Annotated in this window: 17 protein-coding genes; 6 read left to right on the forward strand and 11 right to left on the reverse strand. The window is 63.4% G+C overall.

What is annotated here, in order from left to right:
• Positions 1–85: 85 nt before the first annotated feature.
• On the reverse strand, positions 86–1,135 hold the full coding sequence (locus ACWFUC_RS03665; RefSeq protein WP_489637445.1) for a phosphoethanolamine transferase: 1,050 nt from the start codon (positions 1,133–1,135) through the stop codon (positions 86–88).
• Positions 1,136–1,230: 95 nt separating this feature from the next.
• On the opposite strand from ACWFUC_RS03665, the gene ACWFUC_RS03670 reads away from it, so the two are divergent.
• Together ACWFUC_RS03670 and ACWFUC_RS03675 are read left to right on the forward strand one after the other, a co-directional pair.
• Positions 1,231–1,800 carry a hypothetical protein gene (locus ACWFUC_RS03670; protein ID WP_489637446.1) on the forward strand — a complete coding sequence of 190 codons (570 nt, stop codon included), beginning with the start codon at positions 1,231–1,233 and terminating at the stop codon, positions 1,798–1,800.
• 187 nt (positions 1,801–1,987) lie between these two features.
• The gene (locus tag ACWFUC_RS03675) at positions 1,988–2,626 is read left to right on the forward strand and encodes a cysteine hydrolase family protein (RefSeq protein WP_034331743.1); all 639 of its coding nucleotides are present in this window, start codon (positions 1,988–1,990) and stop codon (positions 2,624–2,626) included.
• A 122-nt stretch (positions 2,627–2,748) separates the two neighbouring features.
• Here ACWFUC_RS03675 and ACWFUC_RS03680 read toward each other — a convergent pair whose 3' ends face one another.
• Both ACWFUC_RS03680 and ACWFUC_RS03685 read right to left on the reverse strand, forming a co-directional pair.
• Entirely contained in the window at positions 2,749–3,585 is an 837-nt protein-coding gene (locus ACWFUC_RS03680; RefSeq protein ID WP_489624139.1) for an amidohydrolase family protein, read from the reverse strand.
• Complete coding sequence (locus ACWFUC_RS03685; RefSeq protein WP_034331744.1) at positions 3,582–4,823, reverse strand: MFS transporter; 1,242 nt, start codon at positions 4,821–4,823, stop codon at positions 3,582–3,584. The genes ACWFUC_RS03680 and ACWFUC_RS03685 overlap by 4 nt, the downstream gene beginning before the upstream one ends.
• Positions 4,824–5,190: 367 nt before the next feature.
• On the opposite strand from ACWFUC_RS03685, the gene ACWFUC_RS03690 reads away from it, so the two are divergent.
• Positions 5,191–5,925 (forward strand): GntR family transcriptional regulator, encoded by a 735-nt coding sequence (locus ACWFUC_RS03690; RefSeq protein WP_034331745.1) that lies wholly within the window; start codon positions 5,191–5,193, stop codon positions 5,923–5,925.
• A 28-nt stretch (positions 5,926–5,953) separates the two neighbouring features.
• On the opposite strand, the gene ACWFUC_RS03695 is transcribed toward ACWFUC_RS03690, so the two are convergent.
• Together ACWFUC_RS03695 and ACWFUC_RS03700 are read right to left on the reverse strand one after the other, a co-directional pair.
• Positions 5,954–6,469 carry an RES family NAD+ phosphorylase gene (locus tag ACWFUC_RS03695; RefSeq protein WP_259433654.1) on the reverse strand — a complete coding sequence of 172 codons (516 nt, stop codon included), beginning with the start codon at positions 6,467–6,469 and terminating at the stop codon, positions 5,954–5,956.
• Complete coding sequence (locus tag ACWFUC_RS03700; protein ID WP_489624140.1) at positions 6,466–6,945, reverse strand: DUF2384 domain-containing protein; 480 nt, start codon at positions 6,943–6,945, stop codon at positions 6,466–6,468. Before ACWFUC_RS03700 ends, ACWFUC_RS03695 begins: the two co-directional genes overlap by 4 nt.
• 357 nt (positions 6,946–7,302) lie before the next feature.
• Here ACWFUC_RS03700 and dapA point away from each other — a divergent pair, with 357 nt between their 5' ends.
• Positions 7,303–8,190, forward strand: coding sequence for a 4-hydroxy-tetrahydrodipicolinate synthase (dapA, locus tag ACWFUC_RS03705; RefSeq protein ID WP_489624141.1), 888 nt, complete (start codon positions 7,303–7,305; stop codon positions 8,188–8,190).
• 24 nt (positions 8,191–8,214) lie between these two features.
• A complete protein-coding gene (gene yfcF, locus ACWFUC_RS03710) occupies positions 8,215–8,856 on the forward strand; it encodes a glutathione transferase (RefSeq protein WP_489624142.1) in 642 nt (213 codons plus the stop codon).
• A 94-nt stretch (positions 8,857–8,950) separates the two neighbouring features.
• Here the strand turns inward: yfcF and ACWFUC_RS03715 are convergent, their stop codons facing one another.
• Positions 8,951–10,207 carry an MFS transporter gene (locus tag ACWFUC_RS03715; RefSeq protein WP_034331750.1) on the reverse strand — a complete coding sequence of 419 codons (1,257 nt, stop codon included), beginning with the start codon at positions 10,205–10,207 and terminating at the stop codon, positions 8,951–8,953.
• Between the two features lie 448 nt (positions 10,208–10,655).
• On the opposite strand from ACWFUC_RS03715, the gene ACWFUC_RS03720 reads away from it, so the two are divergent.
• Positions 10,656–11,378 (forward strand): FadR/GntR family transcriptional regulator, encoded by a 723-nt coding sequence (locus ACWFUC_RS03720; protein WP_209534022.1) that lies wholly within the window; start codon positions 10,656–10,658, stop codon positions 11,376–11,378.
• A gap of 64 nt (positions 11,379–11,442) precedes the next feature.
• Here the strand turns inward: ACWFUC_RS03720 and ACWFUC_RS03725 are convergent, their stop codons facing one another.
• The 5 genes from ACWFUC_RS03725 to ACWFUC_RS03745 form a co-directional block, all read right to left on the reverse strand.
• Positions 11,443–12,246 carry a transporter substrate-binding domain-containing protein gene (locus ACWFUC_RS03725; RefSeq protein WP_489624143.1) on the reverse strand — a complete coding sequence of 268 codons (804 nt, stop codon included), beginning with the start codon at positions 12,244–12,246 and terminating at the stop codon, positions 11,443–11,445.
• Positions 12,247–12,297: 51 nt separating this feature from the next.
• Positions 12,298–13,092, reverse strand: a complete 795-nt coding sequence (locus tag ACWFUC_RS03730; RefSeq protein WP_489624144.1) for an amino acid ABC transporter ATP-binding protein — start codon at positions 13,090–13,092, stop codon at positions 12,298–12,300.
• Complete coding sequence (locus ACWFUC_RS03735; RefSeq protein WP_121041161.1) at positions 13,076–13,729, reverse strand: amino acid ABC transporter permease; 654 nt, start codon at positions 13,727–13,729, stop codon at positions 13,076–13,078. The genes ACWFUC_RS03730 and ACWFUC_RS03735 overlap by 17 nt, the downstream gene beginning before the upstream one ends.
• The gene (locus ACWFUC_RS03740; RefSeq protein WP_489624145.1) at positions 13,726–14,559 is read right to left on the reverse strand and encodes an amino acid ABC transporter permease; all 834 of its coding nucleotides are present in this window, start codon (positions 14,557–14,559) and stop codon (positions 13,726–13,728) included. Before ACWFUC_RS03740 ends, ACWFUC_RS03735 begins: the two co-directional genes overlap by 4 nt.
• A gap of 247 nt (positions 14,560–14,806) precedes the next feature.
• Positions 14,807–15,661: an NAD-dependent epimerase/dehydratase family protein gene (locus ACWFUC_RS03745; protein WP_121041165.1), complete on the reverse strand. Its 855-nt coding sequence runs from the start codon at positions 15,659–15,661 to the stop codon at positions 14,807–14,809.
• Positions 15,662–15,845 lie beyond the last annotated feature (184 nt).

The following is a 15,845-nucleotide window of genomic DNA, read 5'->3' on the forward strand; positions in this document are numbered from 1 at the left end:
GAACCGCGCGCGTCCGTCAGGATCGCGCATGGCGCGTCCTGCGGCTTCGCTCGGCTCCATCACGGATCACGCTTCTCCAACGCGATCAGGGAGTCTGGTTGTAGGTCACCGTGCGCGGCAGATAAGGCTGGCCATTGATGCGCCGCTGCTGATGGAAATTGCCGCTGCCGAACTGCTCGCTGAGGATGTCGTGGCGCGCGTCGTAGTAGCGTGACTGCACGCCCAGCAGGCCCATGACGGTGTGCTCCAGCTGGTCGGTCTGGTAAGGTCGGTATTCGAGCCGGGCTTTGTCCTCCGGGCTCTTGCTGGTGAAGGAGCGGGTCCATGCCAGCATCGGAATTTCATAGCCGGTGGCGTCGCTCACCGACTGGCCGGCGTGATTGCGCGTGTGGCCCACCTCCTGCGCATGGTCGGAACTGAAGAGCAGGCTGGCATGGTCCTGCGGTGCCGCGTTCATGGTGAGCTTCAGCATGCTGCCGACCACGTAGTCGTTGTAGGCCATGGCGTTGTCGTACTCATTGCGCAGCTGGCGTATCCACGCCGAGCGGTCGGCGTCCTCCAGCTTTTCGGTCACGCCATCGCGCACGGTATCGAAGCGGGCGTACTGGCTGGGGTAGCGCATGTCATAGGTAGGATGCGCGCCCAGCAGGTGCACCACGATCAGCTTCTTCGGGGACGGGTCGTGCAAGGCAGTGTCCAGCGCCGGCAGCAGGTTGCCGTCGAAATTGTTTTCGCCGCGCCCGGCCCCCTTGTTGATGAACACCTGCTCGTCGGCACGGCGCGAGACCAGGCCCAGCCAGCCATCGTTGGGCGGCTGGTTGGACAGCCAGTGAATCCGGAATCCGGCCTCGCGCGCCAGCATCAGCACGTCCGGCTTGCGGTTCCAGGCCTGCGGATCGTTGAGGTCTGCCGGCGTGAGCATCTTCATCAGCGAGGCCATGGTGGCGGGTTCCGACGAGACCACGTCGCGGAACACGATGAGCTCCTTGCGCATCGCTTCCAGCGTCGGCGAGGTATGGCGCTCATAGCCATACAACGACATGTTGGCGCGATTGAGACTCTCGCCGATGATCCACACCACGGTGTTGCGCTCCGGTCCGGCATAGCGCACCTGCCAGTCGGAGCGATGCGCCATGTTGCGCGCCACATCCGCCTCCATGGTGGCGGCCTGGGCCAGTTGCTCGCGATAGTCGAGATAACGGATGGGCCAGAACAGCAGCGGATTTTTCCTTGGCCATCGTGGGATTGAAATGCAGGGCCACGAACACCGCCAGCAAGCAGCCGACGGCGGCCCGCCCGCGCCAGCGCCAGGGCGCGGCGGGCTGTCCCTGCTCGCGCCGGCGCAGCCAGCGCTCGCCAAGCCACAGTCCGGTCCACGCCAGCAACAGCAGGCCCAGCGCCTCGGCCAGGTCGCGGCCATTGTGGCGAAAGAACTCGCTGCTCTCGGCCGGGTTGGTATTGAAGATGGCTTGCAGCACCAGGATGGGATTTGGGGCGCAGGCCGAAATAGTCGCGCAGGAAACCCTTGATGGCGGCATCCAGGAAGAATACGCCGATGATCACCAGCGTCGCGCGCGAGAACCAGCGTGGCCGTTCGCGCATCCACGGCAAGACCAGAAACACGCCGGCGATGCCGGGCAAGGCGGTGGCCATGAGCACGCTGCTCTTGGCCAGTTCGTTGGCGCTGATGCGATCCAGTGCCCAGAAGAAAACCAGGCCGATGAGGCCCAAACCAAGTCGCTTGACCAGTTTTTCCAATGCTGTCTTTCCGCCGCCCCGCCCGGCAAAATTTTGTTCTGAAGAAATATTGTCCGGAGCGCCGCTTCCCTGGCGGCTTGTCTCCGGCGGCGCAGACGCTCTGTCCGGCCTGCACGATAGGACAAGCTCGGCGATAATTTGTTTCCGCGCGGCAGGCGAAGTATGGCACCGTGCTGGAAAATGACCAACAATACCGACTCCCCGGGCCCCTGCTTCTGAAAGGAACACCATGCGACTCTTCTCTCACGCCATCCTGGCCGCCCTCATCGGCCTGTCGGCCAGCCTTGCAGTCTCCGCCCCGGCGGCAGCCCAGGGCGTCTATGACGAATGGTCGACGGTGAAGGCACCCGCCGCGCCGGCACTGTCGCACGTAGTCATCGACCCGGCCACCACCGCCGTGCTGGTTCTCGACATCGCGCGCCAGACCTGTCATCCGGACAGCCGACCGCGCTGCGTGGCGATGTTGCCGCGCGTGGCCAGGCTGCTGGCCATGGCACGCGAGAAGAAGGTCCCTGTGATCTATACCCTGGGCGGCAACAGCACGCCGGCCGACATCTGGCCCGAAGCGGCCATGCAGGGCGGTGAGCCGCTGTTCAAGTCGGGCCCGGACAAGTTCATCAATACCGAGCTGGAAAAGTTGCTGCGCGAGAAAGGCATCAAGACCGTGATCTGCATCGGTGCGGCGGCCCACGGCGCGGTGCTGCATACGGCGGCCAGCGCAGCCTTCCGTGGTTTTGACGTGGTGGTGCCGGTGGACCTGATGGCCTCCGACACCGCCTATGCCGAGCAATACACGGCATGGCACCTGGTCAATGCGCCGCGTCTCGGTGAGCGCGTCAAACTGACGCAGCTGAGCTGGATCGAGTGAAGCGGAGGTGACATCATCCGCTGCGCAACAAGTGCAGCGAATGCATCAATGCGGGGATCTGATGCAGGCCATGCATCAATCCCCGGAGGGATTATCTGCTTTCCTGTGCGCGTGGCACGGGCTCAGGCGAACTGGAACAGTTGCGCCGCCGTCTCGCCGGTGATGCAACGGCGATCGGCCTCGTCACTCACCAGACTTTCAAAACGCCGCCAGCTGTCGGCATAGCTGGTCATGCTCTCATGCTGGGTGTGCGGCCAGTCGCTGCCCCACAGCAGGCGATCCGGTCCGAAGTGCTGGCGCAGCAGTGGCCAGGCCTGGCCAGCGAAACGGGCACCGCCCTGGCTGCCGCCATTGCGATACTGCGCCGACAATTTCACCCACACCTGGCGCGAAGGGCCGGTGGAGAGCAGGTAGCGGAAACCCGGGTCATCCACGCCCAGTGCCGCGTCGACCCGCCCGAAGTGATCGACCACGACCTTCAATCCCAGTGCCAGCAAGGGTTCCAGCACCCGTGGCAAATCTGCGGCCTCGCGATGAATCTCTACCTGCCAGCCCAGTGCCGCAATGCGCGTGAGCGTGTCGCGCCACGCGCCGCTGAAATCCGGCAGCGGCGCGCCGCCCACCAGGTTGAAGCGCACGCCGACCACGCCGCCCTGCTGCAAGGCCTGCAATTGCGCGTCGTCGATATCGGCATCGACCATGGCGATGCCGCGCAGGCGCTGCGGAGCGCGAGCGATGGCCTGCAACAGGTAGCCGTTGTCGCTGCCCAGGAAGCTCGGTTGCACCAGCACGCCATGACTCATGCCATGCGCATCCAGCTGCGCCAGGTACTCCTCGACGGTCACGTCGTAAGCGGGCGTGTAACGGCGCACGTCGGCCATCGGCAGGCCACGCGCAAAAACGTGCGCGTGGGTATCGATGCGCAATGCGGGCGCGGTCACGGTGGCGGTCTTGCTCATGCGCCGGTTTCCATCTGGCGTCCCTTGGTCTCGGGCAGCATCAGCACGGCGATCACCACCAGCGAATAGGCGATGGCGGCATCGATGCCGATGGCCTGGCCCAGCGGCATGGAGTCGCTCATGTGCCCGACCAGCACCGGGAAGCCGGCCGAGGCCACGCGTCCGAAGTTGTAGCAGAAGCCCACGCCGGTGCCGCGAATGCCGCTCGGATACAGCTCATTGAAGAGCGCGCCGAGACTGGCCGGGATGCCGGCCGCGAAGAAGCCCAGCGGGAAGCCGCAGATCAGCATCTGGGTATCGGTCAGCGGCAGGAAGATGTAGCACAGCACGGTCGCCACGCAGCACAGTGCGAACGACGCCACGGTGCGGCGGCGGCCGATGCGGTCCAGCAATTGCGCACTGGCGATGCAGCCACACCAGAAGGCGATGATGATGACGGCCAGATAACCGCCGGTAGACAGGACCGACAGGTGCTTCTCGGTTTTCAGATAAGTCGGCAGCCAGGTCATCAGCGCATAGTAGCCACCGTGTGCGCCCACGCCGAGCAGACTGCCGATGAGGGTCAGGCGCAGCACGTCGGGACGGAAGATGCCCAGCAGCGTACTGGCCGCAGGCTTGCTGGTGGCAGCCTTGCGGCCGGCCAGGAAGGCATCGGTCTCGGACACCGAACGGCGCACGTAGACCACCAGCAACGCGGGCAGCAGACCGATGACGAACATCACGCGCCAGGCCATTTCCTGCGGCAGCATCGTGAACAGCACCGAGAACAGCAGCACCGCACCGCCCCAGCCCACGGCCCAGGCGCTCTGCACGGTACCCATGGCGCGGCCGCGATGTTCGGCGCGGATGGTCTCGGCCATCAGCACCGCACCGGCCGCCCATTCACCGCCGAAACCGAAGCCCTGCAGGGCTTTGAGCACCAGCAGCTGCGGATAGCTTTGGGCGAAGGCGCTCAGGAAAGTGAAGAAGGAAAACCAGATGATGGTGATCTGCAGGGTCTTGACGCGCCCGTAGCGGTCCGACAGGGCGCCGGCGAACCAGCCGCCGATGGCCGAGGCCACCAGCGTGGCACCGCTGATCATGCCGGCGTCCGCCTTGGAGAGCGAGAAGGCCGCGATCAGCGCGGGGATGGCCAGGCTGAACATCTGCACGTCCAGCGCATCCAGTGCCCACCCGCTGAAGCAGGCCCAGAAAGTCTTGCGTTCCTTGGCAGTGACCTGCCGATACCATGAAAACATTGTCTCTTCCTCTATGCCGAAGGCGCGCTACCTCGGGCTTCCCCGTCCGGCCGCCAGGGCGGTGCCGGAACGTGATGCAAGCACGATGGTGGCGCGTAGCTGATTGATATATTTAGTGGACTACTCATATAGTCATCTATATGAGTTAACGGAAGATAACACAGCCGGGGTGACTCAACAATCCTCCTGAATCCTGATCACTGCGGCGAGCGATGAAACCTTGTGGCGCTCAGGGTTGCATCATCGGTGGACAAGGACGGCGGCGCAGTGCCGTCCACCTGCGTGCGGTACGATGCACCCTGTCATTGTGGGCGGGCCCGGCCCCGGGTAGACTGAGCACTTTCTCTTTTGCAAGGCAAGTTTCAGCATGCTTGACCAGACCGCCGCCGATGCGCGCCTGCCGCTCTATCTCCAGTTGCGTGACCAGCTCGCGGCGCAGATCCGCGCCCAGAAATGGCAACCGGGACAAGCCATCCCGTCCGAAGCCGAATTGAGCCAGACCTATCAGGTGGCCGTGGGTACGGTGCGCCGCGCGGTCGAGACGCTGATGAGCGAAGGCCTGGTGGAACGCACGCACGGACGTGGCACCTTCGTGCGCAAGGCGCGTTTCGACAATTCGCTGTTCCGCTTCTTCCGGTTCGAATCGGCCGATGGCCGCCCGCTGCAGCCGACCAGCGTGATCGTCAGCCGCAAGGTCATCGAGGCACCGCGTCAGGTGGCCGAGGCCTTGCACCTGAAGACGCACGCCCGGGTGATCGAACTGCTGCGCCTGCGCAAGGTGGATGGACAACCGGTGCTGGCCGAGAACATCTACCTGTGTGCCCAGCGCTTCAAGGCGCTGGCGGGGAAGGCACCGGAGGATTTCGGCGATCTGCTGTATCCGCTGTATGAGCGCGAATGCGGGCTCATCGTCGCCTCGGCGCGCGAAACCCTGACCGTGGAAACGGTGACGGCGGCGCAGGCAAAGCTGCTGGGACTCAAGGAAAAGACGCCGGTCGTGGTGATCGAACGCATCGCCTTCGGCTCGGATGGTGCGCCGCTGGAGTGGCGACAATCGCGCGGGGCGGGGAGCAAGTTCAGGTATAGCGCGGAGATTCGGTGATCTGCTCTTGACGAGGCCGCTGGTACCGTTACCGCCAGGAGGCCTGATCGGCTGGCAATGTGCGCAGCGGATCATGCACGTTCAGTTGATCGGCATGTCCAAGCTTCTCCGTGAAGACCACCAGATTGCAACCGGCGCTGGTAAGGGCCGAGCGAAACAGGATGCCACTGGCACCTGACGTCATGGCTGCATCACCTATCGCCCACGAAGGTGGTTCAGTGGTGTCCTGAAAAAGCAAGCGCCGCCAATCGCAATAGAAACTCCGCCAGATCGGGCTCCACCCCGGGCCGATGCCATCACGGAAATCCACCACCTTCTCCAGCCTCACCTGATAGGCCACGATCACACCCGGCGGCAGCAGTGGAGCCAACTGCTGGTATTCGGCCAGTGCCGTGGCCGTCTCCAGCGAGAGGTACAAAGCCGGCACGCCGGGCCGGTTGAGCCTGCCGCCGAATCGCGCTGCGCCGGCACCTGAGACCGGATCAAACGACCAGCGAGGAACATGGACCCGATAAGCGACCGTCTCAAGACTGGTCAGGATCATCCCGAAAATCCGGCTTGCAGCGAAGAAAGATAACGCACGAGATCATCGGTACGATCTTCCGACACCAGCTGATGCGGCGTATTGCCACCGAAAACCGGGAGCGCGGCCTGTTGAAACCAGGCCAGGGATGCTTCCACATTGCCGAAGAGATCATTGCAGAGCCGAATGACGCGTAGGGCTTCATGCAAATGCCTTTGCATGGCGTAGGCTTCGCTGCCATGTGACAGCGCCGGGTAGCGGCATGAGGCCATGAGCGCGGCAGCATCGATACGCAGCACTGCAGCAAAGCGCTCTGGCGAAAGCGTTTCTGTATCACTGCCCGCGTACAGAAAATTAAGGAGCGCGCGGAAATCCTGACCGAAATCCGGGATGGCTTGCGCGCTGCCGTCGTTCATGATGTCGTCATCCGGGCATAAGAAAGGCCCCATTATTGCACCCTCAACGACGACATCGCGGTTCGATTGCACGCCTTTCATATCACCACCTCTTTTGCCAGCAAGGAAAAGGGCGATTGTGAATCTGCACGGTGCAGAAACGCCACACGGTATTTGAACTTTTCCGACAATCTCGTTTACTATCGTCGCTCAGCCCATCACTTCCCACACCATGCAACTGAAGCGATCCCTCATCCAGACACGCGCTGCCCTCCCGGCGGCTGGCGTCTGCCTGCGCGGGCTGAACACCAAAAAACGGCATCTCCGCTGACGGGGATGTCACGTCCCGTCCGGCGGATCGCCTGGCGGGACTGGATCGCAACATCACCCTTCTTTCAGACCTCGCCCGGCGCACTGCCGGCGGAACGGCTTTCTTCAACCGTTCTTCATGAGGTACACATGCACACAAGCTTTACCGGAGTCTGGGTCCCCATCGTCACGCCGTTCCTGGCGGGCGACGCGGCCAGCATCGACCACCCTGCCCTGGCACGGCTGGCGCAACATCTGGCCGAACAAGGCATCAGCGGGCTGGTCGTCGCGGCCACCACGGGCGAGGGCATCCTGCTGCAGCCAGGTGAACAGGACGCCCTGCTGGCGACCCTGCGCGCTGCAGTCCCGCAGCTACCGCTGGTCATGGGGTTGTCGACCGCGTCCACGCACGATGCGGTGGCGCGCGCACGCGTACTGTCGCGACTGCGGCCCGATGGCCTGCTGGTGACGCCACCGCTTTACGTGCGGCCATCCCAGGACGGTATCCGCCGCCATCTGGAAGCGGTCACGGAGAGCGCCGACCTGCCTGTGCTGGTCTACAACATTCCCTATCGCACCGGCTGCCAGGTCGAGCTGCAGACGCTGCAACAACTGGCGCAGGATCCGCGCGTGGTCGGCATCAAGGAATGCGGCGGCAGCCAGGAGCGCATGCAGCGCCTGGTCAACGAGACCTCGCTGCGCATCCTCTCGGGCGACGACGCCCAGAATTTCATGGCGCTGTGCCTGGGCGCGCACGGCGTCATCGCTGCCTCGGCCCACGTGATGCCGCACTGGCACGTGCAGATGCAGGCACTGATCCGCGACAACCAGTGGCACCAGGCAAGGGACATTGCCGACGCGTTGCAGCCGGTCATCCGCGATCTGTTTGCCGAACCCAGCCCGGCACCGCTGAAGGCCCTGCTGCACGCCGATGGCTGGTGCGCACCGGAAGTCCGCCTGCCCTTCGTACCGGTCAGCGCGGGCTTGCATGCGCGTCTGATGACGCAGCGGCAGGCGCTGCTGTCGTCTGCTTTCTGAACCCTGCTTTCAAGGAGAAACACCATGTCATCCGCCCTGCCCCTGCAACTCCACGTCGACGCCCAATACGCCAGCCCCTATGCCATGTCGGTCTTCGTCGCCCTGCGCGAAAAGGCCTTGCCCTTCGATCTGCACACCGTCGACCTCGACGCCGCCGCCCATCATGATCCCGCCTATGCCGCGCTGTCCCTGACGGCGCGCGTGCCGACGCTGCAGCATGGCGAGCTGGCCCTGTCCGAATCCTCGGCCATCACGGAATATCTGGAAGACGTCTTCGACGGTACCCCGCTCTATCCTTCCGATCCAGCCGCGCGCGCACGCACACGCCAGGTGCAAGCCTGGCTGCGCAGCGACCTGATGCCCATCCGCGAAGAACGCAATACGCAAGTGCTCTTCTATGCCGCCCGCAAGCCGCCCCTGTCCGCCCAGGCAGAAGCCACCGCACAGCGGCTGTTCCGTTTCGCGGAAGCCCTGCTGCCGCAAGCAGCGGACCACCTCTTCGGCCAATGGAGCATCGCCGATACTGACCTGGCGCTAATGATCAATCGTCTCGCCCTGCATGGCGATCCTGTACCACCGCGTCTGGCCGCCTATGCAAAGGCACAATGGCAGCGGTCCACGGTGCAGGAGTGGGTGGCCCTGCAGCGCCCGCCGCTGACGGCATGAACGATATCGGGCGTCACTGATCCGTGATCCCCAATGAAAAAAGGGCGGCGTCCCAAGACGCCGCCCCCTCATGCACTCTTGCGAATGACGACAATCAGGCAATCGCCTCCGGACGCGGACGGGCAATCGCAAACACCACCGCCACGGCCACCAGGTCGAACGCGGCCAGCAACACGAACAAGGGGCCATAGCCAATCTGCGTGACGAGGATGCCGAAGAGCAGCGTGAACAGCGTCGCCCCCAGGTAGCCGCTCATGCCGGTCAGGCCGGTGGCAGTGGCCACCTGATTCTTGGTGAACACATCGGAAGTGATCGAATACAACGCGCCCGACAGCGTCTGGTGCGCAAAGCCGCCAATGGAGAGCAAGGCAATGGCCACATACGGACTATCGACGAAGCCCACGCAAGCCGGCCCGATCATGGCCAGACTGCCCACCAGCATCACCAGCTTGCGCGAAGTGAACAGCGACACATTCAAATGCTTGTGGAAGAACGGGCTCAGGTAGCCGCCCAGCACGCAACCGATGTCCGCCGCCAGGAAAGGCAGCCAGGCGAACATGGCGATTTCCTTGATGTTCATGTGGCGCTCGGTGGCCATGTACAGCGGGATCCAGGCATTGAAGGTCTGCCACGCCGGTTCCGACAGGAAGCGCGGAATGGCGATCGACCAGAAGTTCTGGCTGCGCACGATCTTGGTCCAGCTTTCACGCACGACTTTTTCAGGCGTCTTTTCCTGGCCGTCGAGGATGTAGTCACGCTCTTCCGGCGAGAGCAGCTTCTGGTCACGCGGGCTCTTGTAGAACAGCATCCACAGGAAGAACCACAACACGCCCAGCACGCCCACCACCACGAAGGACATCTTCCAGCCGCCATGCAGGATGGTCCACACCACCAGGGGCGGTGCGCACAGCGCGCCAATCGAGGAACCGATGTTGAACCAGCCGATGGCTACCGACCGTTCCTTGGCCGGGAACCACTCGGTGGAGGCCTTCACGCCACCGGGAATACCGGCCGCTTCGGTCATGCCCAGCAGCGCGCGGAAGAAGGCCAGGCTCTGCCAGCCGGTCGCCAGTGCAGCCGCCGCGCACACCAGCGACCAGGCCAGGGCGAAGATGCCGAAGCCGATCTTGGTGCCCACCGCGTCGAGAACGTAGCCGGCCACCGGCTGCATGACCGCATAGCAGATCTGCCACGCCACCACGATGTAGGAGTACTGCTGGGTACTCATGTCCAGCTCTTTCATCATGGTCGGGGCGGCCACCGACAGCGTGTTGCGGGCCAGGTAATTGACGATCAGGGCCAAGGTGACCAGCGTCACCATGTACCAGCGGATTCCTCTTACGTACTTCATGGCGTCTCCAAAATGGATAGTTCTTCAAAGGGCAGGCAATGCGCGGCCCGTCGCCCCAGGGTCTGGTTGTGCGCCCGCTCTCGCGGTGGATGGCGCACAGCCGTCATCCCCCGGCGGCACAGGGCCGCCTGGGCTCAGGCAGATCGGGAATGCATGCCTGTCTCCAGATGAAGTTTTCTTATCTTTTTTATCATTTGATTTATACGATGTCGTATAAGTTGAGCTGCGATTAGTCGGACTAATTCTTCATGCAGGTGGACAACTCTAATGATCGCGGCTCCGGAAGTCAACCGAATTAAATGCAGATTCCTTCATGGAAACGGCTTTGCAGGCCGATTTCAGGGGGATGAGGTGAATCTTCCCGCGCGCCGGGCAGCCCAGGCTTGCGCCCCGGCGCAGAACCCTTCATAGTGACCGCAGACGAACTTCCCGGCAGCAGTCATCGTACATGTCAGCATTCCACCCGCCCTCCCCCGATTCTTCACATCGCGGCCAACTCAGCCGGTCCGAACACATCTGCAAGCAGATCATCGCGTCCATCCTGCGCGGGGAACTGGGCGAGAACCGCAAGCTGCCCACCGAAGTGGAACTGGCGCAGCGCTACGAGGCTTCCCGCACGACGGTACGGGAAGCGCTCTCGCGCCTGCGTTCGGAAGGCATCGTGGTCTCGCGCCGGGGCTCGGGCAACTATGTGCAGCGGCTGCCGGTCCTGCAAAGCAGCGCGCCGGCGCAGATTGCCAGCATTCCTGACGTGGAGCGCTATTACGCGTTTCGCGCGTGTGTGGAAGTGGGTGCGGCAGGCATTGCGGCCACGGCCCGCGAGGAAGAGGACATCGCCCTGATGCGCCATTGCCTGCAAGCACTGCGGCGCGCGCAGCTGCAAGGCCAGACCGGCGTGGAGGAAGACCTGGCGCTGCACATGGCCATCGCCCGGGCCACCCGCAATCCCTTCTTCATCTCCACCATCGAACATGCGCTGGGCCCGATCCGCCAGTGCATGGAACTGGCGCAGAACCTGGGTTCACCGCAGGAGAGCGAGCGCATCCAGGTCATCGACGACGAACATCAGGCCATCATCGATGCCATCGCCCAAGGCTCGGCGCAAGACGCCGAGGCGGCCATGCGTGCCCACATCGGGCATGCGCGCCAGCGCATTTTCGAAGGCCGCTGAACGCTGCGCATGACGCAACAACGCCGGGCCATGCTGCACCCGGCGTGGCTGGAACAGATACGGCTTATGCGGGATTCTGCACGGCAGCCGGCAGATCGCGGCCGTGATGTTTCTTGTAGATGGCATTGAGCTTGCCATTCTTCTGGTTGGTCTTGACCCAGTTGTCGATCCATTCCTTGAGGCGCGGCTGGTTCTTGTTGATGGCGATGCCCAGGTCAAAGGCCTTCTGTTCAAATTTCATTTCCAGATTCTTGCCCGGCGCCTTCTTCTGCATCTCCTGCAGGTTGGAAGGCGTGCTGGAGAACACTTCCACCTGGCCCGTGACCATCGAGGTGATGAGGGTGGCATCATCCTCGTAGCGCATGATCTCCGCGCCCTTGGCGTTCTGCGTGGTCAGCGTATCGTTGGGCGTGGCGCGGGTGACGCCGATGCGCTTGCCGTTGAGGTCGGCATAATCCTTGATCGCCATGCTTTTGGGCGCGCCGATGATGAGGCTGATGACCGCATAGGGCGTGGAAAAATCGATGACCTTCAGGCGCTCCGGCGTGATCGACAGCGAGCCCACCACGATATCGGCGCGATTGGATTGCAGGGTCGGCACCCGCGCGGCATTGGCCACTTGGATCAGGTCGAGCTGTACGCCCAGGTCCTGCGCCAGCAGGCGCGCGGCGTCGACGTCGGAGCCGGCCGGCTGCAGCTTGTCGTCGCTGTAGCCGAACAGCGGCGTGCTGGACGTGGTGGCGATGCGGATCTTGCCGGCCTTCCTGATATCGTCGAGCTGGTCGGCGTGCGCGGCATGGGTAGCGAGGCCCAGGATCAGGGCCGCAATGGCCGGGCGTGCAAGGTGGCGTAATGGGCTTAGTTTCATTTTGTGTCTCCGTTATTTTATGAATGGTCAGGTCAGGCAACAGCGTTTGCGCTACAGGTCGGCAGCCAGGAAGGCTTGCAGTTCGGGGGTGTGCGGGTGGTCCAGCATGTCGCCGGGACCGACTTCCCAGACCCGGCCCTGGTGCATGTAGATGATGCGGTCGGCCACGCGCTTGGCAAAGTTCATCTCGTGCGTCACCAGCAGCATGGTCATGCCATTGGCGGCCAGGTCTTCCATCACGCGCAGCACTTCGCCGGTCAGTTGCGGGTCCAGTGCCGAGGTCACTTCATCGAACAGCATCACCTTGGGCGACATCGCCAGCGAGCGCGCAATGGCCACGCGCTGCTGCTGACCGCCCGAGAGCTGTTCGGGATAGGCATTGGCCTTCTCGTCGAGCCCGACTTGCGCCAGCGCGGCCAGGGCCACGCGGCGCGCCTCGGCCTTGTCCTGCTGCTTGACGTGGCGCAGCGCCAGCATGACGTTTTCCAGCACGTTGAGATGCGGGAACAGGTTGTAGCTCTGGAACACGATGCCCACCTCGCGCCGCAGCCTGTGCAGGTCGACCTGCGGATCATCGACGCGGATGCCGGCCACTTCGATGCTGCCGGAGTCGATGGTCTCCAGCCGGTCGATACAGCGCAGCGCGGTGGACTTGCCGGAACCGGAGGCGCCGATGATGGCGATCATCTCGCCGCGCGCGACTTCAAAGGACACGCCTTTCAGGACCTGGTTGTCACCGAAACTCTTGTAGACCTGGTCCAGCCGGACGATGACCGGCTGCGGCTCCTGGGACGCCCCCACGGCGCGCAGATGCGGTGCGGATTCGGGTTTAGCGATGGCTGACATTGAGCTTTCTCTCCATGGATGCGCTCCAGCGCGATAAGGGATAGCAGAGCAGGAAGTAGAAGGACCCCACCAGCAGGAACACCAGGAAGGGCTGGAAGATGGAGTTGTTGATGATCTGACCGGCCCGCGTCAGTTCGACGAAACCGATGACCGACGCCAGCGAGGTCATCTTGATCAGCTGCACCAGGAAGCCGATGGTGGGCGGCAGCGACAGCCGCGTGGCCTGCGGGATGATGACCAGGCGCAGCGTCTGCCAGCGTGTCAGCGACAGGCACTCCGATGCTTCCCACTGCGGGCGCGGCATGGCCTCCACGCAACCGCGCCAGATGTCGCCCAGATACGCGCTGGCATAGATCATCATCGCCAGCCCCGCTGCCACCAGTGCCGGCAGCACCAGCCCATACACCGACAAGCCGAAATAGACGATGAAGAGCAGGATCAGCAAGGGTATGCCCTGCACGCATTCGATGAAGAGGATGGCAGGCCGCCGCAGCCAGGCGCGTGGCGAGATCCGCGCCAGCATCACCAGGAATCCGCCGATGCCACCGAGCACGAAAGCCAGTAGCGACAAGACCAGGGTCCAGCCGATCGATTGCACCATGAAGAAGAAATAGGTCCAGCTGAAGTTGCCCATCATGATGTGCTCCCTTCGATGCGCAGCGCGGCTGCGGTGTTGACCGCCACCGGCCGCGAAGCGGCATGTACATAAGGCACATGGGCCAGCGGTGCCATCGCTGCCGGATCGCTGGCCGGCAGGCGCGACACCGGACTGCGCCTGCCCTGTGCAGCCGCGCGGCGCAAGGTGCGGCGGCGTTTGAAAATAGTTTCACCGATGGAATAAGCCACCAGCTTGACCAGCACGGCCAGCACCAGGTACAGGGCAGCCACCACGAGATAGGTTTCCAATGAACGGAAGGTATCGGACTGCACGGTATTGGCGATGGCCGTCAACTCTTCGGCGGAAATCTGCGAGGCCATCGCCGAGGCCTGCATCATCAGCAGGAACTGGCTGGTCAGCGCCGGATAGACGCGCTCGATGGCCGGCTGCAGCATCACGTGCCAGCGGATGCGCCAGACCGACAGGCCCAGGCATTCGGCGGCTTCGATCTGTCCGCGCGGCACCGAATCAATGCCGGCGCGAATGATCTCGGCGGCATAGGCGGCGATGTTGATGACCATCGCCAGCACTGCTGCCGCGAAGGTCGGCATGCGGATACCGAGACTGGCCAGGCCGAAATAGAGCAAGAAGATCTGCACCAGGAACGGGGTATTGCGTACCACCTCGATGTAGCCGCTGCAGGTGCGGGCCACGAAGCGATTAGGACTGTTCTTGGCGAAGGCGACGAAGATGCCGATGGCCACGCCGACGATGACGGCCAGCGTGGTCATCTTCAGCGTCAGCCAGGCACCGTGCAGGAACACGGGCCAGTAAGGCGCCAGCGGAGTGAAGTCGAGAGAGAAGTTCATGGGCTGCCGGGTCCGTCAAGGTTTCAGGGAACCGGACATCGGTGCGGCGCGGGCGCGATCCTGCTGCGTGCGAGCGGCCCGGTGTGCCGGGTGCTGCCTTGCTGCGATTCAGGTCAAGCTGTTGCGTGCGTTGCTGCCATGCCGCGCGCTGAAGAATGGCGTGGCGCGCGGAAAATGCAATGAACTGCGGCGATGAACTACGACGGAATGCCGCGATGAAACGAGAAAACGCTGTGGATAAATTAAGTTAGTTCGCCAACGGATCAAAGGGTCCGGCAGCCGTAAAGGCACCACCTTGCAGGGTCGCCACCGGATCATCGGCGGCCGGCTGCGGTTGCGCTTCCACCTTGGCGCGGAAGATTTCCGAACTGTCCTTGGGCGCATAGCCCAGGTGCGCGGCGTGGCGGTTGTCCCACCAGGTCTTGGCGTTGGCCGACATGCCGTAGACGATGGTGTGACCCACGCCAGGGATGAACAGCGCACGGCGCAGCAGTTGCTCGAAATCGTCCATGCTCATCCAGCTGGCCAGCATGCGGCGGTTGGTCGCTTCCGGGAAGATCGATCCGATGCGGATGCTCACCGTCTCCACCCCATAGCGGTCGAAGTAGAACTGCGCCATGTCTTCGCCATAGGACTTGGACAAGCCGTAGTAGCCATCGGGACGCTTCATGTCGTGCGCATCGATGCGCTCATCCTGGCCATAGAAACCGGTGACGTGGTTGGAGCTGGCGAAGATGACACGCTTGACGCCATGGCGGCGGGCGGCCTCGTAGATATGGAAGACGCCCTTGATGTTGGCTTCCAGAATCTCTTCGAAGGGACGCTCCACCGACACGCCACCGAGGTGGATGATGGCCTCGCAGCCTGCCACCATCGCATCGACCGCGGCGCGGTCGGCCAGGTCGCAGCCCAGCACTTCTTCATGCGCCGCCGCGGGACCCGCGGCCTCCATGGCCGCAGCCAGATCCGCCACCCGCACACGCTCGGCAAAGGATGCCAGGCGGCCACGCAATTGCCGGCCCACGCCACCGGCCGCGCCGGTCAGCAGGAGTCGGGAAAAACGGGCGGTCTGCCACGCATCACGGTCGGTGTCTGCGCTCATGCGGGCTGTCTCCTGATGGTTGCTCATCGTTGTTGTTGTCGGATCGGGTGCTGCTTTCAAAGGCGGTGATCTCGCCGATAGGCCTGCGACTTCATCGGGTCGGCAGAGCTTGTACGTTGTCGTATCACTTGGCGGATTATTCCCGCCGGTGTACGGCTTGTCAACCAGATTAAGGGGCAAGTGA

The organism is Herbaspirillum sp. Her4 (assembly GCF_057961335.1).